22 protein-coding genes are annotated in these 24,036 nt (G+C 39.7%); 9 read left to right on the forward strand and 13 right to left on the reverse strand.

From position 1 onward, the window contains the following. Positions 1 to 13 precede the first annotated feature (13 nt). The 8 genes from J1899_RS20480 to J1899_RS20515 all read right to left on the reverse strand — a co-directional run bounded on the left by J1899_RS20480 (position 14) and on the right by J1899_RS20515 (position 8,010). A complete protein-coding gene (locus tag J1899_RS20480) occupies positions 14 to 637 on the reverse strand; it encodes an acetyltransferase (RefSeq protein WP_214476375.1) in 624 nt (207 codons plus the stop codon). Then, positions 634 to 1,278, reverse strand: a complete 645-nt coding sequence (locus J1899_RS20485; protein WP_281420585.1) for a sugar transferase — start codon at positions 1,276 to 1,278, stop codon at positions 634 to 636. Before J1899_RS20485 ends, J1899_RS20480 begins: the two co-directional genes overlap by 4 nt. Then, positions 1,278 to 2,393, reverse strand: a complete 1,116-nt coding sequence (locus J1899_RS20490) for a DegT/DnrJ/EryC1/StrS family aminotransferase (protein ID WP_214478942.1) — start codon at positions 2,391 to 2,393, stop codon at positions 1,278 to 1,280. Before J1899_RS20490 ends, J1899_RS20485 begins: the two co-directional genes overlap by 1 nt. 439 nt (positions 2,394 to 2,832) lie before the next feature. Next, positions 2,833 to 3,714, reverse strand: coding sequence for a UTP--glucose-1-phosphate uridylyltransferase GalU (gene galU, locus J1899_RS20495; protein WP_214476376.1), 882 nt, complete (start codon positions 3,712 to 3,714; stop codon positions 2,833 to 2,835). Between the two features lie 15 nt (positions 3,715 to 3,729). After that, positions 3,730 to 5,553 (reverse strand): polysaccharide biosynthesis protein, encoded by a 1,824-nt coding sequence (locus J1899_RS20500; RefSeq protein ID WP_281420586.1) that lies wholly within the window; start codon positions 5,551 to 5,553, stop codon positions 3,730 to 3,732. A 156-nt stretch (positions 5,554 to 5,709) separates the two neighbouring features. After that, a complete protein-coding gene (locus J1899_RS20505; RefSeq protein ID WP_214478947.1) occupies positions 5,710 to 6,471 on the reverse strand; it encodes a tyrosine-protein phosphatase in 762 nt (253 codons plus the stop codon). Positions 6,472 to 6,572: 101 nt separating this feature from the next. Continuing rightward, positions 6,573 to 7,277, reverse strand: a complete 705-nt coding sequence (locus J1899_RS20510) for a CpsD/CapB family tyrosine-protein kinase (RefSeq protein WP_425514987.1) — start codon at positions 7,275 to 7,277, stop codon at positions 6,573 to 6,575. Continuing rightward, on the reverse strand, positions 7,267 to 8,010 hold the full coding sequence (locus J1899_RS20515) for a YveK family protein (RefSeq protein ID WP_214476377.1): 744 nt from the start codon (positions 8,008 to 8,010) through the stop codon (positions 7,267 to 7,269). The genes J1899_RS20510 and J1899_RS20515 overlap by 11 nt, the downstream gene beginning before the upstream one ends. 383 nt (positions 8,011 to 8,393) lie before the next feature. On the opposite strand from J1899_RS20515, the gene J1899_RS20520 reads away from it, so the two are divergent. Further along, a complete protein-coding gene (locus tag J1899_RS20520; protein WP_214476378.1) occupies positions 8,394 to 9,188 on the forward strand; it encodes an SGNH/GDSL hydrolase family protein in 795 nt (264 codons plus the stop codon). 595 nt (positions 9,189 to 9,783) lie between these two features. Here J1899_RS20520 and J1899_RS20525 read toward each other — a convergent pair. After that, a complete protein-coding gene (locus J1899_RS20525; protein ID WP_214476380.1) occupies positions 9,784 to 10,071 on the reverse strand; it encodes a hypothetical protein in 288 nt (95 codons plus the stop codon). A gap of 244 nt (positions 10,072 to 10,315) precedes the next feature. Next, the gene (locus tag J1899_RS20530; RefSeq protein WP_214476382.1) at positions 10,316 to 11,074 is read right to left on the reverse strand and encodes a transposase; all 759 of its coding nucleotides are present in this window, start codon (positions 11,072 to 11,074) and stop codon (positions 10,316 to 10,318) included. 659 nt (positions 11,075 to 11,733) lie between these two features. On the opposite strand from J1899_RS20530, the gene J1899_RS20535 reads away from it, so the two are divergent. The 4 genes from J1899_RS20535 to J1899_RS20550 all read left to right on the forward strand — a co-directional run bounded on the left by J1899_RS20535 (position 11,734) and on the right by J1899_RS20550 (position 15,841). Beyond that, positions 11,734 to 11,967, forward strand: coding sequence for a hypothetical protein (locus J1899_RS20535; RefSeq protein WP_214476385.1), 234 nt, complete (start codon positions 11,734 to 11,736; stop codon positions 11,965 to 11,967). A gap of 248 nt (positions 11,968 to 12,215) precedes the next feature. Then, complete coding sequence (locus J1899_RS20540; RefSeq protein WP_214476386.1) at positions 12,216 to 12,608, forward strand: hypothetical protein; 393 nt, start codon at positions 12,216 to 12,218, stop codon at positions 12,606 to 12,608. 268 nt (positions 12,609 to 12,876) lie between these two features. Beyond that, entirely contained in the window at positions 12,877 to 15,414 is a 2,538-nt protein-coding gene (locus J1899_RS20545; RefSeq protein ID WP_214476388.1) for a bifunctional 2',3'-cyclic-nucleotide 2'-phosphodiesterase/3'-nucleotidase, read from the forward strand. A gap of 274 nt (positions 15,415 to 15,688) precedes the next feature. Further along, a complete protein-coding gene (locus tag J1899_RS20550; RefSeq protein WP_214476390.1) occupies positions 15,689 to 15,841 on the forward strand; it encodes a hypothetical protein in 153 nt (50 codons plus the stop codon). A gap of 61 nt (positions 15,842 to 15,902) precedes the next feature. Here J1899_RS20550 and J1899_RS20555 read toward each other — a convergent pair whose 3' ends face one another. Together J1899_RS20555 and J1899_RS20560 are read right to left on the reverse strand one after the other, a co-directional pair. After that, entirely contained in the window at positions 15,903 to 16,529 is a 627-nt protein-coding gene (locus J1899_RS20555) for a hypothetical protein (protein ID WP_214476392.1), read from the reverse strand. Positions 16,530 to 16,643: 114 nt separating this feature from the next. Continuing rightward, the gene (locus tag J1899_RS20560; protein ID WP_214476394.1) at positions 16,644 to 17,036 is read right to left on the reverse strand and encodes a hypothetical protein; all 393 of its coding nucleotides are present in this window, start codon (positions 17,034 to 17,036) and stop codon (positions 16,644 to 16,646) included. A gap of 729 nt (positions 17,037 to 17,765) precedes the next feature. Here J1899_RS20560 and J1899_RS20565 point away from each other — a divergent pair. After that, positions 17,766 to 19,427 carry an S-layer homology domain-containing protein gene (locus tag J1899_RS20565; protein WP_214476396.1) on the forward strand — a complete coding sequence of 554 codons (1,662 nt, stop codon included), beginning with the start codon at positions 17,766 to 17,768 and terminating at the stop codon, positions 19,425 to 19,427. Positions 19,428 to 20,315: 888 nt separating this feature from the next. Here the strand turns inward: J1899_RS20565 and J1899_RS20570 are convergent. Then, positions 20,316 to 20,642: a hypothetical protein gene (locus tag J1899_RS20570; RefSeq protein ID WP_156495668.1), complete on the reverse strand. Its 327-nt coding sequence runs from the start codon at positions 20,640 to 20,642 to the stop codon at positions 20,316 to 20,318. A gap of 94 nt (positions 20,643 to 20,736) precedes the next feature. Between J1899_RS20570 and J1899_RS20575 the strand changes: the two genes are divergently transcribed. The 3 genes from J1899_RS20575 (at position 20,737) to J1899_RS20585 (ending at position 23,792) form a co-directional block, all read left to right on the forward strand. Continuing rightward, on the forward strand, positions 20,737 to 21,564 hold the full coding sequence (locus J1899_RS20575) for a hypothetical protein (RefSeq protein WP_214476398.1): 828 nt from the start codon (positions 20,737 to 20,739) through the stop codon (positions 21,562 to 21,564). Between the two features lie 747 nt (positions 21,565 to 22,311). Then, a complete protein-coding gene (locus J1899_RS20580; RefSeq protein WP_246586538.1) occupies positions 22,312 to 22,980 on the forward strand; it encodes a M20/M25/M40 family metallo-hydrolase in 669 nt (222 codons plus the stop codon). A gap of 365 nt (positions 22,981 to 23,345) precedes the next feature. Further along, positions 23,346 to 23,792, forward strand: a complete 447-nt coding sequence (locus tag J1899_RS20585; protein ID WP_214476400.1) for a hypothetical protein — start codon at positions 23,346 to 23,348, stop codon at positions 23,790 to 23,792. The last annotated feature ends 244 nt before the right edge of the window (positions 23,793 to 24,036 follow it).

The following is a 24,036-nucleotide window of genomic DNA, read 5'->3' on the forward strand; positions in this document are numbered from 1 at the left end:
CTCCCTTATTTCATTAGTATTCTATTTTTTTTGCAGGTGCCCCAACATAAACTCCGGGTTCATATATGTCCTTAACCACAACCGAACCTGCACCTACCTTGCATCCGTTAGTGATGTTTATATTATTACTAACTACACTGCCGATACCTAACCAAGATCCTTGTCCAACTTTAACCGTACCTGCTAGGTGAACTCCCGGTGATATATGAACGTAATCCTCAATAAAATTATCGTGATCTATTGTAGCTCCAGTATTAATAATGCAACCTTTACCTATTTTCGTGGAGCAATTAACAATTGCTCCTGCCATTACAACTGTCCCATTTTCTATATCTACTTGTGAACCTATAACCGCATTTGGGTGAATTAATACCGGAATACTAGCCCCAAATGTTTCAAGCATTTCATGAATCTTCCATCTCGTATCATTATTACCAATACCAACAAATATTTCGTACTCATCTATATGTGTAAAAACATCACCTGAAGTACCCATGACTTCTAAACCCATTGATGTTTTGATGCTTTTGTCGTCATCTAAAAAAACAATACTCTGCCATTTATTCATTTTCAATGCAATGTCTGCAACAACTTTTCCGTGGCCGCTAGCACCAATTATTAAAAGTTTGTTTTTCATATTTCCATTCTTTCCTTTTTTGTTCCCTTAAAAGGCTCAATCGTAGCAGCAGTTTCTGAATTAATACCCTCTCGAACGAAAACCTTTTTTATGGTTAGAAAAATTATTTTCCAATCTTTAATGAATCTTACTTTGTCCACATACTCAACATCGAGATTAAATTTATCTTCCCAACTAATCGCATTTCTACCACTAACCTGTGCCAAACCAGATAGCCCTGGTCTGACTTCATGACGTCGTCTTTGATGATTGTTATATAATGGTAGATACTGAACCAATAGTGGTCTAGGGCCAATAATTGACATATCACCCTTCAAAATATTGAAAAGCTCCGGTAGTTCATCAAGAGATGTAGAGCGTAGTAACCTACCAAACTTTGTAAGCCTAACACTATCTGGCAGTAATTCCCCTTTATCATCTCTTTCATCCGTCATAGTCCTAAACTTATACATCATAAAAATCTCTTCATTAAGCCCAGGTCTCTTTTGCTTGAAAAGAACAGGGCTACCTAATTTCGTTCTCACGAGAATTGCAACTACTAGAAGTATTGGACTAAGTACAATAATGGCGATTAATGATAGGATGAAATCCATCGGTCTTTTTATAAAGCTCCTATAAATACCACCTTTGGAATTATTCATTACTTAAACCACAACCCCTTAATAGTCTCCACAACTCTTTCTAAGTCCTCATCTGTCAACTTCGTATCAGACGGCAGACATACACCATTCTCAAACAAATTCTCCGAAACACCCTCACCAACAAAGTCGTATTTCTCAAAGAAAGGCTGCAAATGCATCGGTTTCCAAACGGGTCTTGACTCAATATTCTCAGCTTCCAATGCGCCGAATATATCTATAGGTCTAACTTTACCGGACAATGTTATCGAGCTTAACCAATAGTTCGGTTCATCCCATTCATTACTAGGCATAAATTTAATATCTTCTAGCCCACCAAGTTCCCTCTTATAAAACTCAAAAATGTAGTTCTTTTTTGCAACTCTTTGATCTAACACTTTAAGCTGCCCTCTACCAATCCCAGCAACAACATTACTCATACGATAATTAAAACCTAATTCGCTATGCTGATAGTGTCTAGCTTGGTCTCTTGATTGCGTTGCCCAAAATCTCGCCTTAGCAATTCGCTCTTCATTATTAGAAACAAGCATTCCTCCACCAGAAGTAGTGATAATCTTATTTCCATTAAAAGAGAAGATGCCATAATCACCAAAAGTCCCTGTATGCTTACCTTTATAGTAAGTGCCCAAAGACTCAGCGGCATCTTCAATAACCGCTACATTATGTTTCTTACAAATCTCCATTATCTTGTCCATATCTGCGGATAAGCCATATAAATGAACAACAATTACTGCCTTTACTTCTGGATATTTTTCAAATGCATCTTCCAATGCCTTCGGACTCATATTCCACGTTTCATAATCACTATCTATAAAAACAGGAATAGCATTTTGGTAGATGATTGGATTTGCAGTAGCAGAGAAAGTAAGTGTTGGACAGAATACAATATCCCCTTCTTCAACTCCTGCTGCTTTAAGAGCTAAATGAATAGCAGCTGTTCCTGAAGAAAGCGCTGCTGCAGCTTTAGAACCAACCTTATCAGCAAGTTCTCTTTCAAATCCATTTACGTTTTCACCAAGTGGTGCAATCCAGTTTGTATCAAAAGCTTCCTTAACATATTGCATTTCATAGCCTTCATCACTCATATGCGGTGATGAGAGGAATATTCTTTCTTTCACTTTTGTCGATTCCATTTTCTAATCTTCCTTCCGTTATTAAGTGAAAATTCTATTAGTAAATTAGGACTTGATTAGAAACTATTAATAATTACTCTAAACAACTCCTAAGCCACTAATCTTCTGTATATTGTTCTTTAAGTCTTATTGCAATATCAAATAATTTAAATTTCAAATCTAAAGGTAAACCTAGTTTCTTCCTATTCATATATCTTCTTTAATTAGTAAAGTAAATATAGGGCATCCAACCCCACCTCACACCACCGACAAAAATGTCTAAGGTCCACACCCACAGCGCAGCCGAGTGCCTCCATTGATAGTGGTCAGGAGACATCACCATTGGTACTTTCAACAATTTGTTACATATTCGGACATGTTTTGGACAAAAAAAGATCTAGATAAACTGTTTGTGTCTTCGGAACAGCCTATCTAGAATGTCGGTTTACACGTTTAATGCTTTTAATTCATTTAGTTTCGTTTCCATGTATTCCACTAAATCGCCATTGATTTCTTCGTTTTGCAGGGCGAATTCGAGTGTTGTTTTGATGAAGCCGAATTTTTCGCCGACGTCGTAGCGTGTCCCTTCGAAGTCGTAGGCAAAAACGCGCTGGATTTCGTTTAGCTGCTGGATGGCATCAGTAAGCTGGATTTCTCCGCCTGCGCCTTTTTCCTGCTTGTCTAAGAACATGAAGATTTCAGGTGTTAAGACGTAACGGCCCATGATCGCTAGATTAGATGGTGCCGTTCCTTGCTTTGGTTTTTCAACGAACTGGTTCACTTGGTAACGGCGACCATTTTGACTTGCTGGGTCGATAATACCGTAGCGATGTGTTTCATTTTCTGGCACGGTTTGAACTCCGATTACAGAAGAGAATGTCTGGTCATATTCGTTCATTAATTGCTTTAAGCATGGTGTTTCAGCTTGAACGATATCATCTCCAAGCAGAACAGCAAATGGCTCATCACCAATGAATTTACGCGCGCACCATACCGCATGTCCTAATCCTTTTGGTTCTTTTTGACGGATATAGTGAATGTCTACTTTGGATGATTTTTGAACTTCATTTAAAAGTTCAAGCTTTCCTTTTTCAATCAGGTTTTGTTCCAATTCAAAGGAGTTATCGAAGTGATCTTCAATCGCTCTTTTGCCTTTGCCTGTTACGATGATGATATCTTCAATGCCTGCTTCGATCGCTTCTTCAACAATGTACTGAATCGTTGGTTTGTCGACGATGGGCAACATTTCCTTTGGCATTGCTTTTGTTGCCGGCAGAAATCTAGTTCCAAGTCCTGCTGCTGGGATGATCGCTTTTCTAACCTTCATGTTTAAGTGCCCTCCTTAGTTAGCTACTAGTACTGCTTCCTTGGCTTTTACTCTGTTATTGGCAATATCAAGTACAGTTTTGCTTAGTTCTGCATCGTTCATATTCAGATTATTAATGAGTTCTCTTACTTCATCTACATATAAATTAGCGGTTTTGCCAATAAAGATTTTTGGGTATATAGCTTCTGGGTGTACTTCGTTGGCACCAAGCAGTTCTTCAAACATTTTTTCTCCTGGCCGTATTCCAGAGTATTTGATTCCGATTTCTTCTATCGTATAGCCGGAGAGTTGGATTAAGTTTTTGGCTAGGTCGACAATCTTGACGGGTTCACCCATATCCAATACAAAGATTTCGCCGCCACCTGCAAGAGCCCCTGCCTGCATGACAAGTCTAGATGCTTCTGGGATGGTCATGAAGTATCTGGTCATCTCTGGATGTGTGACGGTTACTGGGCCACCCGCTTGAATTTGCTTTTTGAACAGCGGGATGACACTGCCGCGGCTGCCAAGAACATTTCCGAATCGAACAGCGACATATTTGGTTGCACTATGCTTGTCCAGCTCTTGAATGACCATTTCGGCAATCCGTTTCGTCGAGCCCATCACGTTCGTTGGATTCACGGCTTTGTCAGTTGAAACAAGGACGAATGTGCCAACAGAGAACGTATCTGCTGCTTCAGCAACATTTTTCGTGCCAAGTACATTGTTTTTAACTGCTTCTTTTGGATTGTATTCCATAAGCGGAACATGTTTGTGTGCTGCCGCATGGTAGACTACATCTGGACTATGTGTCTCCATTACTTCAAAGATGCGGTCACGGTCTTGCACATCGGCAATAACAGGTACAATTTCAATGTCATTTTTCTTTAAGTTCCGCAGCTCCATATCAATCGTATAGATGGAGTTTTCTCCGTGTCCAAGCAGAATCATCTTTTTCGGTTTGAATTTGTATACTTGACGGCAGATTTCTGAACCGATCGAACCGCCTGCACCTGTGATCATGATCGTTTTACCGGTCAGTTTTTTCGAAATACTTTCGGTATTAAGAACGACTGGATCGCGACCAAGTAAGTCCTCTACTTGTACATCGCGGAATTGATTAACGGATACTTTGCCTAGCATGACGTCTTCAATCATTGGCATGATCACGGTTTTGGCCTTTAAGCCAACGCATTTCTCGAAGATACGCTGCATTTCTATTTTGTTTAGTGATGGTATAGCGATAATAATTTTTTGTACATCTAATTTGTCCACTGTTTCTTTGATCGCTTCACTATTGCCCACAACTGGAACGCCGTGGATTTGAAGACGGTATTTTGAACGATCATCATCGATAAACGCAACTGGTTTCATCCCCGCATCAGGATTATTCAGCAGCTGACGCGCCAGCATGGTTCCGGCAGCACCAGCACCGATAATGAGCGCTCGCTCAGGTTCGATCTCTGGTTTGATGATACGATCGCGATACATGCGCCAGGAAAAGCGTGATCCTCCGATCAGGAGTACATGCATCATCCATGCCAGCATTAACGCACGGAAGTAAATATCCTGGAATGCGAATTGCTGCACAATGGCGGTCATTAAGATGGATAAGCTGACCGCTTTAACTATGACCATCAGCTCTCCTACACTTGCATACTCCCACGCCTTACTATACAGTCGATAAACAGAAGCAAAAATATGATGGCTAAGCAGTAAAGTAATCGATGAAACAAGCAATGTTTCAAGAGTGAATATTTTCAGTGTCGGGTGCAGGGTCAGGTAGCTTACATAAATAGCGGATAAAACGATTAATGAATCGAGCATGATTAATAGAGCCATTCTTTTTTGGTACGTCAACTCTTAAGCCCCCAGTTCCTAAAAAGCAAGAGAAAATTTTGGGAATTCATATGCTTTTCGACCTATTTTTTAGTAGAAAAAAGAAGTATCTAACGAGAACGTTGTCGCGTATTTCATTAGATACTTATTACTGTGATCATGTTGGAAAGTAAGCGCTTAGAAGATTCCAAATAACTTCTTTCTTTTGACCTTTTCTGGTATTTCTTTGTAGACGTTTTGCCCATTTAAAAGCAGCTGGGCATTTTCCGTTAACAGATAGACCAGATCTGAACCATATTGTGACTGTATTTCCGCAAAGGCGTCTGCCATCTGGAAATTACGGTTGATCGTGTTATGGGCATCAGATGCTATAAAATGCGTTAAGTTCGCATCAAGTAATTGGTTTGTGAATTTTTGTATGTTCTTACCAAAATGTCCGTTAAGACTTGAAGCTGTTACTTGTGTAAGCGCCCCATTCTTTACAAATTGGTATAACAGGTCCGGCTGCTCCAGAAGCTGCTTGTTTCGTTCTGGATGGACAATGATCGGAGTGAGTTCCTGCAACTGAATGTCGTATAATAGTCTCTCGGTGTACCTAGGAACATGATTTGAAGGCAATTCAATAAAAAGGTATTGTGTGTGATTTAAAGATAAGATTTTGCCATTCTGCAAATCTTCTAGAAGTTCCCCGTAAATTCTGACCTCCTGGCCTGGCAGAACGTTCAGCGGGATTTGTTCCTTGTTAAGACGATCTTGCAGCTGCTCTACACTCGCTTTGATATCATCCTTATAATTCTGATAGGATGCATTTAAGTGGGGAGTGGCAATGATGGTGCGAATGCCTTCCTGAACAGCAGCTCTTGCCATTGCCAGACTATCTTCTATTGTTTGGGCACCGTCATCTACACCTGATAAGATATGACTATGAATATCTATCAATCTCTTCACCTTCTCTCCCACTAAATTCCCAGATTTAAAAAGCTATTGTCATAGTACCACCATACTTTTATGTGGTAAAGGATTTATTTTGTCGAAAAATGTCAGTTTGCACCATAATAATAATAATTATCGGTATCTTTCATCTTTTTGTTGTTTAAGACAACACCTAAAATCTTTGCTTGCGCCGCTGTCAGCATCTCTTTTGATTTGAGAAGCTGTTCTTTTTCCGTCTTCCCGCTTCCGACCACTATGATTGTTCCTTCACATTTGTTAGCGAGGATTTGTGCATCTGTTACCGCTAGTACTGGCGGAGTGTCAAACAGGATGATATCGAATTCGTTTAATGCTTCTTCCATTACGCGTGTCATCGCCCTTGATCCAAGCAATTCAGATGGATTTGGCGGGATTGGTCCGCTTGGAAGAATGAAGAGATTCTTCTCTTCATTTGCTTTAACAGCTTCCATTAATGACATCTGATTGGTCAGGACATTGGTTAAACCTGTTGTGTTTAATGTGTTAAATGTATAGTGTACGGTTGGCTTTCTCAAGTCCGCGTCAACAAGAAGAACTCTCTTTCCTTGCTGTGCAAAAACGACTGCCAGATTCGCCACTGTTGTCGATTTTCCTTCTCCAGGACCTGAAGATGTGACAAGAATGGTACGAATTTCTTGGTCGATTGCTGAGAATTGAATATTTGTACGAATGGTACGGTATTGCTCCGCAATTGGTGATTTCGGATCATTTTTTGTGATGAGCTTTCGCTTACTATTCATTAATTGCTTTTTATCTTTTTTCTTAAGAGCCAATTGATTCACCTCTTAATCGTGTAGTTCGCTCTGCGCGGCTTGCTGTTTCAGCAGTATTGTCAATCGTTGCGATGACACCGATGACTGGAAGTTCAGCGATTTTTTCAATATCCTGCTCCGTTTTGACTGTGTTGTCCATGTACTCTAGAAGGAATGCTAGTCCGACACCAGCCATTGCTCCGACTACTAAGGCGATTGCAATGTTTAATAGCGGCTGTGGTTTGATTGGTGACTGGTTCTCCGTCACTACAGCAGGAGATAGAATCGTTACGTCATTGACGTCTATGCTCATGATCGTTGCAATTTCGTTTCGGAACACTTCTGCTGTTGTATTGGCAATTTCTGCTGCTGTTGCTGCATTTTCATCTTGAACAGAAAGGTTCACAACTTGAGAGTTTTGCTCGTTTTGAACGGTTAATTTTGCATTCAATTGACTTGCTGACATATTAAGATTTAATTCATCGATTACTTTTTCAAGAATTACGGGACTTTTTATAATGATGTTATACGTGTTAATCAACTGTAGATTCGTTTGCACTTCATTTGTGCTGTATTGACCCTCTTCTGCTGTCTGATTCACGAGAATTTGTGTTGATGATTGGTAAACCGGGGTTAAAACAAAGTAACTAACGGCACCACTTGCCATCACTGCTACTAAAGTAATAATTATGATAAGAGCCATTCTCTTTTTTAACGTTTGAAATAGTTCTTTTAAACTAATCGTTTCTTCCATCTTATCCTCCTAGTTCGGTAAAGTGCTAAAACATAAAGTATTATACCATAATATATTGCTAATATTGTGATTTATTGTCATAATTTGAATGAAAATGTAACGTTGAAACACTTAACACTTTTTTATTTAACAATACTTTGTAAGCAAATGATAGTCTAAATAGCATAATGGAAGTAATTTACTAAGAAAGTTGGGTTCGGTTGGTATGCGAGCAGGTCTTTCGGTGTGGTTTTTTGGATGCTGGTTGGTTGATTAGGTAGGTTTTGGATGCGATTGTGGGTGGGTCGTGAGGATAGTTCCTCGATCCACTCGTTGATTATAGGAGGAAGTGGGTTGGGGGGACAGGTTCCTCGACCCAGCTTTGATTATAGGAGGAGTTTTTAATGAAGAACTTTTTATTAACTATACTTGCCGTTGGGTGTGCGGTGGTTCTTTTTTTAGGGAATATGCATTGGAAGGAAGAGACGGCTGTTTCGGTGGAGGATGTTGAGAGCAGCAGTGGTGGAGCTTCGGTGGCTGAAAGTGACGCACCTGTTGAGGAGGAAGCAGATTCTACTGGGGATACGGAGGCAATTCTGCAGCTGGCGAAGAATTGGCCGGAGGAAGCTCGATTACAATTAGAAGAGAGTATTGCTGAAGGTGTTCCTTTTAAGATGGCTTTTGTCGGGTCAAATGCTTTAGATAGCTGGGCATCATTATCCAAGGCTGCGATTGAAGAAGCATATGGCGAGGAAGTTGTGAGTGTTAGTTTGCAGGGGTTTGATGGAACTACGGCAGATTATACGAATGAGAACAAAGTGGCAGAGTTGAATGATTTAAATGCGGATCTTGTTTTGCTGGAGCCATTCACACTTGCGGATAATGGTGTGATTCGAATTGAAGATTCGCTGCTTCATATATCTAATTGGATGGATGCTGTTCAAGCTGAGCATCCGGATACGGTGTTTATGCTGCAGCCATCGCAGCCTATTTATCAGGCTGGCTATTATCTTACACAGTTGGATGCCTTGGAGCAGTTTGCGAATGAGCGGGAGATTGTGTATTTGGATCACTGGTCAGCGTGGCCGGGAACGCAGGAGGATGAACTGCTTGGCTACTTGACGGATGAGAACCTGCCGAATGAGGAAGGTGCGCGGGTTTGGAGTGAGTTTGTGAATGGTTTTTTTGTTGGGGAGTGATATGGATTGGGTTTGGGTTATGGGGACAGGTTCCTTGACCCATTTTTCACTCAGATAAAGAACACCTCGAATGGTTGGGCAGCCTGACCATTTGAGGTGTTTTTTTATTGTCGGAAACGATCTAATAAGACGAAGTTTTTTTCTAGCTCTTTTTCGCTTAGGGCAATTCTGGTGGATAAGTCGATTGGCCGAAGGACGTATTCTTTGATGCCGATGAATTCGGATTCGGCTATTAAGTAGAAATAGGTGCCTTTTTTTAGGCCTTTGAAGTTGTTTTTTAGTTTGTATTTTTTCATTGGTGATGGGGACAGGATCCTCGGTCCAACCTCCTTTGTCTTATCGTTAGTGGATTTTTTTAATATACCATTATTGCTTTCATATAGGGGCAATCTTTTATTTTTAGACCATATGGAGTTGTTTTTATCAGATAAGGATTTGCGATTTTTTATTGGAGTGAGTCATGTAGAGAGTATTTTAGCGGATTCGAAGAAGAAAATGAAGTTTGAGGAGGGTCTTCGTTATTTGGTGAGGAATATAGTGAAGCGAAATAGTTAGGAGAGGAGCAGAACTTGTGCCCCTCTCCTTTTTGTTTGTCTTAGTCAATCATTAGGTCTTCCCAATTTACTGAGAAGGTATCTCCTTGGGTTGTAAAGATGACTTTTTCGTTTTCTTCATCCACTTCGATTGCACTTACATAACGGTAGCCATCAAAATGGAAACGTTTCTTTTCTACTCCGTTCGAATCGTAAGCAATGACGATGAGTTTGTGGTAATTGTTGTTGTCATCATAAGGCCAGTACGTATGACCGTTCCAGGTGAAACCTTTGGTGTCATAGTATGAGACCCCGTTATCATAGCCTGTTGACCGATGGTACCCTTCCATTGGTGCCTGTGGTACTGGATGTGTATTGCTTGAGATTTCTGTTGGAATGCTATTCTCGTTTTATACCTAGTGGTTTTTATGACGAGCCTTCACCGGACAAGCGATTTTCATCGCATACGGCGATCGATCAACGTAGTACTTTTTTCTTATATCCCCTTGTTTTATTATATAGATATTTTTGTTGGGGGCAAGTGGGTTTATGGGGACAGGTTCCTTGACCCATTGTGGGTCGAGGAACCTGTCCCTATGCTCGCTGTATCACACTTTTCGAGATCCCGGTGACTCTTGATATTTGCTGGATTGTTACGCCGTCTAATGTTTTGAGTTTTGCGAGGATGCTGTTGCGATTTTCTTTTTCCAATCGCTGCAGGATGGGGACATTGGGGTAGCCCCATTCTTTTAGGATGCTGATTACTTCGCTGTCGGGGATGAGTTTTTTGACGTAGTCTTCGAGGCAGTTGTCTTCGCTGCTCTGCTGCATGTATTCATTGAATAGTGAGATGGCTTCGGTACGTTTTTTGGAAAACAAGTTAAACACGCGGGCAGTATTGATAAGCTGTTCTTTTTTGGTGTATTCGTGGATGCTTGTCCATTCGCATTCGAAAACGGACTGGGCTAAGCCTGCTTTTAGGGGATTTTGATGAATGTAGCGAATCACTCTCATGAAGTAGTCTCTATTTTCTACGGGCTCGCTTTTGAATCGTTCTTGGAATAGGTGTCCGCAGCGTTCGTACTTTTTGTTGTACCAGTGGACATAGCTGGCGCTGATCCTTTTTACAATTTGAGATACTGGATCGTCTTTTTCTTTTACTAATAGGTGGACGTGATTGTCCATTAGGCAGTAGCAGTACAGCTCGAGTTTGTATGCTTTGATGAATCTGAGGAGAATGCCCAAGAAGGTTGTTTTGTCTTCGTTATCCTCAAAGATCAGCTGGCGGTTTACTCCTCGGATAATGATATGGTAGATTCCGGTTTTGCTTTTTTTGCGGGGGAGTCTTGGCATGGGGGTGTCCTCCTAGTTTGGCGGCAAGGTTGGGGGCTTGCTGCATGGATTTGTTTTGTTTTTGGGTGCCTTTTTGGCGGATCGGAAATTATTTTATAAAGCGGTATTTTGAGGTGAATGGATTACAGTGATTACATTGTTGATGGATCTGGGTTTTCGTAGAGAGGATAAACTTAAGGTTGTCAGTGGGTAAATGGAATGTGGGGTCACAACTTTCAAATATTTGTGGGTGTGAGCCGAGTAAGCCTTTTTTATAAGTTCTACAGCGTATATGGGAGTTCCTGCTTTGGGGCTTTTTGGGGCGTCACAGTGACGCCCCGAAAAAACTCTCATATTGTCGAATGTGGTTCGAAGAACCTGTCCCCATAACCCACCATTTCCCTCTTCCCAATCCAAACTTTATAAACTATAATCATTTCGGGGATATAAGAAGAAAGAACTAGTTTTGACGGATCGCCGTATGCAGTGAAAGCTGCCCGTGCGGTGAAGGCTCGTTATAAAACTTGATTGCTTTATATGGATAAGACGAGAATAGCGAATTAAAAGCAGCACCAACTATAACACCTGTAAATGGTGAGGGTTTACTTTATTACTCTTTTGATGGTGGAGCAGATTGGATTCAATCAATAGAAGAAGTAACATTAAATGGAGAACCAATTTTGCCAGGCATCGCTACATTGGATCTTGAAGCTGTAAATAAAAATGTAGCTGAAACTTCCAAATATATCATTGCACCTAATCCAAAAGAGATTATAAATGCGGAGAATGTTATCTATTTTAATTTAGATAATCTGTCTGATGAAATAAGAAATGCCGGTACGCCACATTTACAATTTGTTATTAAGGCAAGCGGTTATAATAATGTGACTTTGGATTATACGATGAGTTTGTAAAGGATAGAGCTAGCGGGGCGTCACAGTGACGCCTCGCTTTTTGTCGATTTTGGGTTATGGAACCTGTCCCCATGACCCACCCCACCATTTCCCTCTTCCCAATCCTCTCTCTTTAAACTATAATCTTTCTGGGGAAGTAAGAAAAAAGAACTATTTTTGACGGATCGCCGTATGCAGTGAAAGCTGCCCGTGCGGTGAAGGCTCGTTATAAAACTTGATAGACATAAGAATAAGACGAGAATAGCGGATTGAAAGCAGCGCCAACTATTAATATAGTTACTGATTTATCAATTCCAACGCCACTTCCTATCTACTCTTTTAATGGCGGAGAGAATTGGATTAAATCTGTTACAGAAGTGACAGCTAATGGGATTAAACTAGATGGAATCTCTACAACAGATTTGAATGACATCAATCAAGAAGAAGTTCAAGGTGATGTTCTACAAGGAGACTTAGACTATATCATTGCTCCTAATCCAGGTGAAGCAGATCAGTTCAATATTGCCGGAGATAACGTTATCGTTTTCTATTTATTCGCTTCTCAACAACAGATTATTGAAGAAGGTACAACATCTTTGGAGTTTGTTATTAAAGCAGACGGCTATAATGATGTGACATTAAACTTCACTATAGATAAATAAGTTAAAGCTTAACCTCACCATTTTGGTGAGGTTTTTTCTTTTGATGGGTTTCGGAGTGTCGCTGTGACGCCCCGAAGTTCCTCGCTTTTTGTCGATTCTGGATCAAGGAACCTGTCCCCATGACCCACACGACCAACTCTGCCCACACCCATGCCAAAAGTATCAGAATCTTCCTTATTAACTTTAAATTTACATTGTTCTGTTGTTTCTGTCGAAATAAGTTGGTAAACTAGTATTGTTTTTAAAACCCATATTAGGAGGATCTAGAATGAAACCATTCGTTCTAAAGTCTTTAGTCAGTGCAACGGTAGCTGCTGGCTTCTTTTTGCCTGCATTTGCGTCAACACCAGAAGTACAAGCTGCGGAGGAGGCGACAATTGATCTCAGAATTCTTGAAACGTCTGATATCCATATGAACCTCTTAAACTACGATTATTTCGTAGATCAGCCAAGTGAGTCGCTTGGTTTGTCAAAGACAGCAGCATTGATCAAGCAAGCACGTGAGGAAGAACCAAACTCTATTCTTTTGGATAATGGAGATCTTCTTCAAGGAAATCCGTTTGGAGACTACTATGCAACAGGCAAGGAATTACAGCCTGGCGAGGTTCACCCTGCAATCAAGGTTTTAAACGAATTAGATTATGATGCAATGACTCTTGGAAATCACGAATTCAACTATGGATTGGATTTCTTGAATGAAGCAATTAATGATGCAGATTTCGATGTATTGAGTGCTAATATTTATAAACACGATCAGCAAGATGAAAACTATTTTACTCCATACACAATTATGGATAAAACAGTGAAAGATTCTAATGGTCAAGATCAAACGATCCAAGTTGGTGTGATTGGATTTGTTGCTCCTAAGATCATGAGCTGGGATAAGGCACACTTAGAAGGAAAAGTCATTGCAAATGATATCGTGAAGGAAGCTGAAAAGTTTGTTCCTCAAATGAAAGAAGAAGGCGCTGATGTGGTTGTCGTTCTTTCACACGCTGGTCTAGGTGAATTCGAAAATGGTGCACCTGCTGAATATCAGGAGTTTGCTGAAAACGCTTCTTATCACTTAACAAATGTTGAAGGTATCGATGCTGTTTTAACAGGGCATGAGCACGGTAAGTTCCCTGCCGCTGATCCGGCATCTGCAGATTATCCAGATGGGCACGGTATTGACAATGCAAAAGGAACAATCAACGGTGTTCCTGTCACAATGCCAGGTTCTTTTGGTGACCACCTAGGGGTTATCGATTTAGAATTGAAGCAAGAAAACAATGATTGGGTTGTTCAAGAGGAAGCTTCTACTGCAACATTGAAGTCAATCGAGGGTGTTCAAAACGATGATTCTGTAAATGAATTATTAAAGACTGAACACGAAACAACTTTAAACTATATTCGTGAAGCGGTTGGAACTACAACGGCTCCGATTAACAGCTATTTTTCATTAGTACAAGATGATCCATCTGTACAAATCGTTTCAAACGCTCAAAAATGGTATGTAGAGAACTGGGTTGAGAAAAATCCTGAATTCAAAGATATTCCTGTCCTTTCAGCTGCGGCTCCATTTAAAGCAGGCGGACGCAACGGCGTTGAGTATTTCACTGACCTTCCAGAGGGTGAAATCGCCATTAAAAACGTAGCAGATTTATACTTATATCCAAACACATTGTATGCAGTGAAAATCAACGGTTCTGAATTAAAAGAATGGTTAGAGTGGTCTGCTGGCCAATTCAACCAGATCGATCCGAACAAATCAGAGGTTCAATCTTTAGTAAACGCTGATTTCCGTTCTTACAATTTTGATGTTATCGATGGCGTTACTTACGAAATTGATGTGACTGAGCCAGCAAAATACGATAACGGTCAAAAAGTTCTTAACGAAGGTGCAAACCGTATTAAAAACTTAGAATTCAATGGCGAAGATGTAACAGCTGACATGGAGTTCATCGTTGCAACAAACAACTACCGTGCTTCTACAAACAGCATTATGAATGCTGACAGCAAAAATACGATTCTAGCATCTCCAGATGAAAATCGCCAGATCATCATCAACTATATTACTGAAACAAAAACAATTAACCCAGCTGCAGACGGCAACTGGACATTCGCTCCGATCGCGAAGGACACAAAAGTTTCTTTCGAATCTTCACCAAAAGCAAGAGACTATATCGCAAGCGGATCTCCAATTTCTTATGTTGAAACACAAGATTCCGGCTTTGCTTTATTCGAAACAGTTCTTAGCAGCGAAGGTTATGGAGAAGGAAATGAAGGAAGCAAAACATTTACAGATGTTCCTGCTGGTTTCTGGGCATACGATTACATTACAGAACTAGCTGAAAAAGGCGTTATCAACGGTACAACTGAAACAACTTTCTCACCTTCTGCAAACGTAACACGCGGTCAATTCACTGCATTCATCGCACGTGCATTTGATCTGGAAAGCACGAAAAAAGCACCATTCACAGATTCTAAAGGTTCACTGGAAAACGAGATTGCCGCAGCATATGAAGCTGGCATCATCAACGGTACATCTTCTACTAAATTCGAGCCTAACAAAGAAATCACACGTGACCAAATGGCAGCAATCGCTGTACGCGCATACGAGTACAAAACAGGCAAAAAAGCACCAACAGCAGAATTAAAATTCAAAGATAACACCAAAATCAGCGCTTCTCTTTACACAGAAGTACAAAAAGCAGCTGCACTAGGCATCATGAACGGTACGAGCGCAGGCACATTCGAACCACTAAAAACAGCTAAACGCGACCAAGCCGCTAAAGTTGTTTCTGAATTACTTGGTAATCTATAAGAGTTGAAGAGGGACAGGGTTCTGTCTCTCTTTTTTTGTGGGATAATGAGTGGGTTTTGGGTGGGTTTTGGGGACAGGTTCCTTGACCCACTTTGGGTTTTTGGATGAGATTTTGGGTGGGTTTTGGGGACAGGTTCTTTGATCCACATTTGGTTTTTGGGAATAGGCTTTGACCCAACCTTCCGCCAATAGTATCACCCCTGACGAGGTTAGGGGCAGGTCCACCTAATCCATTACTCTATTTTCTATCGAACTCTTAGAAAGTGGTGAATATATGGCGAAGTTTCTTTACCTTTCAACAATCACTATAGGATTAGGATTTATATTATATTTTCATGGCCCGGAAACATTCTTAATTGTATTTGCTTTGTTCCTTATTGTTTTTGTTCCGCTCATTTATTGGATTTCAAAAACTCAAAAGAAATAAAAAGAGTTGGTGATGGACCAACTCTTTTTTAGTTCGACAAATTCTGATGATTTTCGGGGCGTCACTGTGACGCCCCGTCGGACGCTTCGAAGACTTTGAAGTCAATCTTTCCTTCCATGTTGTAATCCTTTCTGTCTCCTTGATCACCTTCAAGGTCCCCGGTATAGAATTCTGCGGATCCATTTAGAATGTAATATCCCTCAAGAAATCCATCTTCAACGAAGCTTTTCATGAATTTCGTATAGTCATCTTGCTTATCCGTTGAGTAACCTCCTGCTCTGGTGTAATCGTGCCGAAGAGGTTCCCCTTTTTTTAGTGTTGTCCCGACTAAAGGTTCTGCCATAGCGTATTCAATTTCATAATTTCTCACTTTTTCAACCATAGGAAAATAGAACGGTGACATTGCGTGGTAAATCATAACTTCTTTCTGATCCCCTACATATTCGAGTTCAGCGTAAATGTTTACTGATTCATCTGTTGTATACTCTGACTTTTCCGTAACAAGGCGGTAGATAAAGTCGCCGTCTTGTACCTCGCTCTCGGTGTTTACAACCTCGTATTCATCTAACTTTGAATGACTTTTTTCAACATCGTAACCATCTGATTTTGAATTCGTGTTGTCTGTTGTGCCACAACCAGATAATAAAAGAACTGCCAGCATGAACGAGACAAAAGTAAATTTTTTCAAAATAGTTCACCTCATATTTTAAGACGCAGTTGAACGGGAAAAGTTACAACAGCAATTTGTTTTTATCCTATTAAATAAAATAAACCCCACCAAATGGTGAGGTTTACAATTGTTTTACTCTTTTACTTTAACTTCTACTGTCATATCGCCCATATTGTTATTAAAGTAAGAAGTGAACGTAATAGAGCCATCGCCATTATTGCTTGGCAAATAACCAAATATCGCTTGTGTTGAGATCTTTTCAAATGCTTTATTCGCAACTGTGATGTTCGAATCTCCTGCTTCTACCTCCACATCAACATTCGTATAGCCAAAGTCAATGTTAAGTGTTGCAGCAGCGTCTGAACCTGTAAAAGTCAGCTTTGCAACTTCAGGATTTCCTTTTTCACCATCTTGAACTTTTGTAAAAGTATCAATAATTCTTGGGAATTCATTCGCCCAGCCATTTTCAGACCATGTTAGATCTAGATCTGGCTGATCTCCAACATGTAAGGATGTGATGATCATCGTTCCCCTAGAAGTGTTGTAATCATAACTTTCGGAAGCAGAGTATCCGGGTAAGTTTAATCCATTTACAAACGATTTAAACATTCCATAGATTGTATCGTTTGGAATTGAAATTACGTCTGTAGTATTTGGATTAACAGTTGTTACATTGATAGTTCCAGAACCCGATTTATTAGCATTAGTTCCTGAAACAACTTTATAGGTTTCGAAAATATCATTTTTACCTTGTTGCGTAATTTCTAAAGTGCCTGAAACATCAGGTAAGCCATTCTCGTCTTATACATTCTCTTTCTCTCTGTTTTATAACGAGCCTTCACCATACAGGCGGCTTTCACCGCATACGGCGATCCGTCAACAGTAGTACTTTTTTCTTATGTCCCCTGTTTTTTATTATAGGGGGAATTGAAGAATTAAATAGAAGTATATTTTTCCAGTTTTGGGGTGGTTTTTTGGGGACAGGTTCTATGATCCACATTGGGTTGTGGGGACAGGTTCCCCGACCCATAAACCTTTAGGGTTTAGCTATTCTCTTTTCGACAAAGTTCGAGGCGTTTCGGGACGTCACTGTGACGCCCCGAAACGCCTCGAACCAATCCAACATTTACCACTCCGTTCCCGCCAATTTTCTCCGATATATAAGTTGATAGTATTAGGTCAAAACAACCATCACCCACATCATTAGATATAAATAGCCCTATTGCTATCCATATTGAATTCGGAGGAACATTGATGAAGAAGACAGCAAGTTTCGTATTATCGGCAGCTATTTTGAGCGGGGCGTTTGCGCCAACTTATTCTCAGGCTGCGGGCACGATCCCATTTAAGGATATTGAAGGTTCATATGCAAAGGCAGCGATTCTTGAATTGCAGGAGCATGGCATTCTTCAAGGAAATGGGGCAGGCAAATTTAATCCAACTGGGTCTATCTCTCGTGAGCAATTTGCCATTGTATTAGCTAATGCGTTAAAACTAAATCTTGAAGAAGCACCAGCAACTCCATCCTTTAGTGATATTCCTGCTTCACACTATGCATATAAACATATTGAAGCAGTTAAAAAAGCTGGAATTGCTTTAGGTTATAAAGATGGTACTTTTAATGGTACTGAAAAGCTAAATCGTGAACAAATGGCCGTTTTATATGTTAGAGCATTAGGCAAAGATGTTGATGGCTATGATGCAAAGCTTCCGTTTTCGGATAAAGGAATGATTTCTGCTTTTGCACGTGATGCTGTTGGTTATGCTACAGAAATCGGTCTTATTAATGGGTATTCAAACGGAACATTTGGTCCGAACAATTTTGCAACACGTGAAGCGGTAGCGAAAGTGACGTTGCCATTTATTAAGGTAGTGGAAAATTTGAAGCCGGTTAAACCTGAGCCGACTCCAGACCCTGAGCCAGTTCCTGTTCCAGAACAGCCTAAGCCAGAACAGCCCGAGGTTGATCCTGAGCCTGAACTGCCAGAAATTGACCCTCAGCCTGAGGTTCCTGAAATCCCAGGAATTGACCCAATGCCTGAAGAACCAACACTTGATCAAAAAGTAGAAAACCTTTCTCTTATTTTAAATGCATTTGCCGAAGAGAAAGATAGTAAATATGATGGCTGGGGAACAACGATTACAGCGAAGACGTTTAATAACGTTGGTATGCAAGGAGTAACAGACGAAAACTTTGATCTTGTACTTGGATTACTGGCTGCTACTTTATATCAATATGAAGAGAAAGATCCTAATTTCCAAATGATTCTTGGAAGCAAAGAGTATTCGGAAATGTTTATTAATGAATTTATGTATTTAATGGCAAAAGAAGATCTTATCCAAGATTTCAAAGCGAAATTAGATTATATCAACACATCTCTTCGTACACAGCACTGGGAGGAGTTTGATGGTTTAATCGTAGCTCCTGAAGTAAGAACTGTTCTTGAAGCAGAATATAAAGGTGTAGACCTTACGCCGCTGGAAATCAATGAAATTATGTTTGCTAATATAATTAATGAGATTGATAATGAGGAAGTTACACCTCCTGTAAATGAAGAAGTACCTGTATCCAATGAAGAGGTACCAGCAGAAATACAAACTCAACCAATAACAGACTTCTCAATAAATGGTTATAAAGGTGAAGGGTATTTAACTTTCAGATTTAGTCATGCTGCAGGTGCAAGCAGCATGAAAGTCCTTCAATCAATTGATGGCGGACAAACCTGGACTGACTCTGTTGTAGTATCTGTATATGATGGTCCAAACGGAAACTACATCGGCACTTCAACTCTAACAGAGACGAACACAGGAGTACGAGTTTCCGAATTAACTGCCGGCACGTATTACGAGTTTAAAATCGTTGTAACTGGCGGAGAGCATGCAGGGGACTCAAATATCATTTCAACTATATATTAAGGTGGGTCATGGGGACAGGTTCCCTGACCCATTTCTTTAAAGCGAGTTCTCGATTGAGAGCTCGCTTTTTTGGATTAAACCTGGACAGTCTCACTCCCTGCAAGGAAAGGTAAACCCAATGAAAAATGGAAAATATTAAGCAGTGTTAATTTTCTAAATATCACTATAATTAAGTTTGGGGAAGTAAGAAAAAAGTACTATTTTTGACGGATCGCCGTATGCGACGAAAGCCGCTTGTACGGTGAAGGCTCGTCATAAACCTGTGAGGGATAAAACGAGAATAGCGGTCCAGCAACAACAGATTTAAAGGTTGTCGAGGGAGGTCCTGTCCTTTCAGTAGAAAATGTTAACAAAACAATCCAGGTTACATTTGACTATGTAACAACTGATCGTTTTGGAAATGTTAATCTCCATTTAACTTCAGTCGAAGATGTTATTAATCACCTTGATCCGCTAGCTGAGTCAGCTAGCCAAACGTATGCAGCCTTTATGCTCGATGCAAATGGGGAGCGCATGGCTCATGGAAATACTGAACCAGTTGGCTTAAACGGTCCAAATGGCGGTGTTTATCTAGAAGTAACAGCCTCCAATGGCAATAAAGCAGTTTACTCAATAAATGTTCAATAAGGGACTAGTTCTCTACTGAATATTTATTAAAGCGAGTTCTCAATTGAGAGCTCGCTTTTTCTTTAACAGCTCACATCCCATTAGAATAAGAAATGGGTCAAGGAACCTGTCCCCTAAACCCACAAAACCCACAAAAATATTTTCTCTACTTTAACTAAACTTAAGGTTCATGTTCTATAATTAGATTGGGGAAGTAAGAAAAAAGTACTAGATTGACGGATCGCCGTATGCAATGAAAGTTGCCTGTACGGTGAAGGCTCGTTATAAGGCCGATAGGTTATAAGACGAGAATAGCGTTTTACCAGATACAACACCGCCAACGATTGTTGAGGCTAAACTAATTAGAGATTCCTCCACTGGGTATCTCAATAAAATCCAAGTAAAGTTTTCTGAAAATATTAAGGATAGTACAGTAGAAGCTGGGCTAGGGAATTTCCAAGTTGAAAATGACCCTTTTTGGTTATCTGTAGATGGATTTTCCACTGAGAGATCTGACGGAACGATTGATACAGATGCAGATGATGAATATGTTACTTTATCTTTCAATTCTAAGGAAGCTATTACAAAATTTAAATATGTTGAGAACAATGAAAATCCTGATGTGACTGATTTAGCGGGGAATAAACTGATGTCACAAGAAATGGAATTAGATCCTGTTAACTAATTATAAGGACTGAAAAGTGTGGTTGAACACAACAGGTTATTTGTTAAACAAACTGTTTTAAAAACAAATGATAATGAAGAAACTCTCTTACTTGAGGTAACGGATTCTAGTAAAGCAGTAAAATGTTCTTGTACTCTCCTCATAGATAAAAACGAGGCAGAAGTTTGCGATCTACATGTATTAGAAGAAGGAAATGAGCCGGTTTATCAAGTATTGTTCGAGGAAATTAAAAGGATCAGTATAGAGAAACAGTTATCTCTAATTCATTCAAATATTTCTCAATCAAACTTGAAAAACATAGGAGAACAAACGTATCTGGAAAAGCTACTCCTTGACATGAATTGGTCGATGAGTGATCACCAAAATATCTTTATTCTTATTTGTAAGGAAATGGCTCAGGATAGTTGGTTAAACAAGGAGCATTTAACTACCGATTTCACTATTGATAGTATTAGTACTATTACAAAGCAAGAAAAGGAAGAAATCGAAATAGGGAAAAATGTTTGGTATCCTGATAGAGTGTACCCTTTTCAATACAGGTCAGTTGGAAAAAACAGCCTTGTAATGAGATTCAAAGGCCGCGTGATCGGCTGGTGCATCACATATATTTCTGGCAGCAATTTGCTTATGTATGATTGCTTATTCGTCAGAAAAGAATTTTGGAACTTAGGGAGAAGTATTTCCCTTTTTGGAAGCTCCTTAATGATTCAATCTGAAGAATCCGACATCAGATACTTAACATTTACAGTACATGGAGAAAACACCCCGCTCCTTAAAATAATACAAAAACGAGCTGGCAGCTATATTGTCGATTTTAAAGAAATTAAACTATATGTAAATAAATGATTTGCGGGTCATGGGGACAGGTTCCCTTACCCATTTTTATTATGATTAATGAGAGAGTTCCCGGTTGGGAGCTCTCTTTTTTCATGCATCACGAATACCTCAAAACCACGTCTATAAAACAAGTGGGTCGAGGAACCTGTCCCTCATGCTCGCATAATTTTAAGGCAACTGGTTATGAAGATGCTACTGTAATTGTAGTTCCGGATTGGAGCTAAACCACTTCTCTAATCGTTATACTTGAATATTTATTTAAAAAGGAGCTCTCAGATGAGGGCTCCTTTTTCATTTCACGAACTTAAGTAGATCAACACCTCTTTCGATAAAACAAAGTGGTTCAAGGAACCTGTCCTCAAAACCCATTTTCAAACTCACAACACTAAAATAAATTAAAATTTTCAATCTTTTATATTTATACATTCGAATTTATGATATATAATGTGTTTGGGGAAATATAAAGATACGATTGTTGGCGGATCGCCGTATGCAGTGAAAGCTGCCTGTACGGTGAAGGCTCGGTGCGAAAGCCGTGTGATCATGGTATAAGACGAGAATAGTGAGATTGTTTATGGAGAAATTGCTTATGAACATTTAAAACAATTAAATGCCTTTGGTTCAAGAGTTGCGGGTACTGAAGATGAAAGAGCGGCGGAAAGTTATATTAAGAGTGAATTTGAAAAGATTGGTTTAGAGACAAGTGTTCAGCCTTTCAGCTTTACAAGAGGCGGCACAACTATTAACTCTGCAAATGTGATTGGGTTTAAACAAGGGAAATCCTCTAAGGAAATCATTGTAGGAGCTCATTACGATGCAGTGTCAGCTGGAAAAGGAATCGACGATAATGCTTCCGGAGTAGGTGTTTTATTGGAAGCAGCAAAAGCACTTAAAGATATTGAAACTCCTTATTCCATTAGATTTGTATCTTTTGGTGCTGAAGAAGTTGGACTTCAGGGCTCTAAATACTATGCAAATCAAATGGATGAATCTGAAATCAGCAATACAGTTGGAATGATCAATTTGGATAGTCTTGCAGCAGGTGACCATATGTATGTGTATGGCGGAGCAGGCGACTCTGGATTTATTCGTGACCTGGCTTTAGAAATTGTTGCTGAGAAAGACCTTAATATCGGCACAAACCCAGGAGAAAATCCTGCATATCCAGCTGGTACTACTGGTGATTGGAGTGACCATGCTCCATTTAAAGCTAAAGGGATTCCTTATGGGTATTTTGAAGCAACTAATTGGGCACTTGGTGACAAAGATGGATATGTTCAAACGGTTGAACATGGAGCTATCTTCCATACGAAAAACGACACATTAGAATTTATTGAGAGTGCATTCCCAGGAAGAGTGCAGGAGCATTTATCAAGCTTTAGCTTGTTATTGCAGGAGCTTTTGAAATCGCTGGGCAGCAAATAAGTTTGATATTAATAAAAACTAAAAGCCTACACGGAGGGATTATATCCGTGAGGCTTTTAGTTAACAATGTTAATACAAAAATAAACCCACAATTTAAGTAGGTTTATTTTTTTTGCAGATTAATGGGATTGTTAATATTACCGGGTTTAAAAGACCCTGTCCCCTGCTCCCACTACAATAATTTTAGTGACATTCCTCCTAAAATATTTATAATGAAATTAGGGGAATTAAGTAAATAGAACTAATGTTGACGGATCGCCGTATGCGATGAAAGTCGCCTGTCCGGTGAAGGCTCGTGATAAGGCCTTGCGGTATAAAGCGAGAATAGCGATAAAAAAGCACCAAGTTTAACGAATGCAATATCTGTGAGTGTACCTGCTTATGGTGGAGCTGCTGAGATCAATGCTGCTTTTGATGAGAAGGTTAATGGATTTAGACTGCAGTATGTATCTCCAGACGGTGCTAAAAATGATATTCATATTACTGACTTAGCAACTGGAAAAGGCATTTATACATGGGTAAATCCGGGTGATACCAAAGAAAATACTACTTCATTATTTAGTAGAACTTTCGATGATCATTACCAGGCTTATAATTATTCATTTATGCGAAACGATGGCACTTTTTATGAACTAAGATTAAAAGCGGGAATTGATAACTCTATCTCCATTGTTTTTCTAAACCCTGGTCTAGATGCTGATGATGTTTATGCAAATCAAGTAAGATTCTTGCTTTCACAGACTACTTCTCACCTATTTGTGACTGATGCAGCAGGAAATGTTTCCGCTGATTTACTTCTTATTGGAGAGTAACCAATAAGAAACTGAACCAAACTCTAATTGAGCATTATCATTACTACTTAGAAATGCAAAGTTCTGGCCTCACCTTTAAAACGGTGAGGTTTTTTGTTCTTTAATTACATATCTCCTTTTCAATGCTCCTTATTGCTGATTTAATACTGTTAGAAAGTGCAGCTATAAATTTGCTTTGCGGAAATAAAATAAACCCGCCATTGGGCGGGTCTTTCTTTATTCGCAGATTGATCTGTTGTTGAGT

Source organism: Cytobacillus gottheilii (assembly GCF_018582665.1).
Classification (GTDB): Bacteria; Bacillota; Bacilli; order Bacillales; family Cytobacillaceae; genus Cytobacillus; species Cytobacillus gottheilii.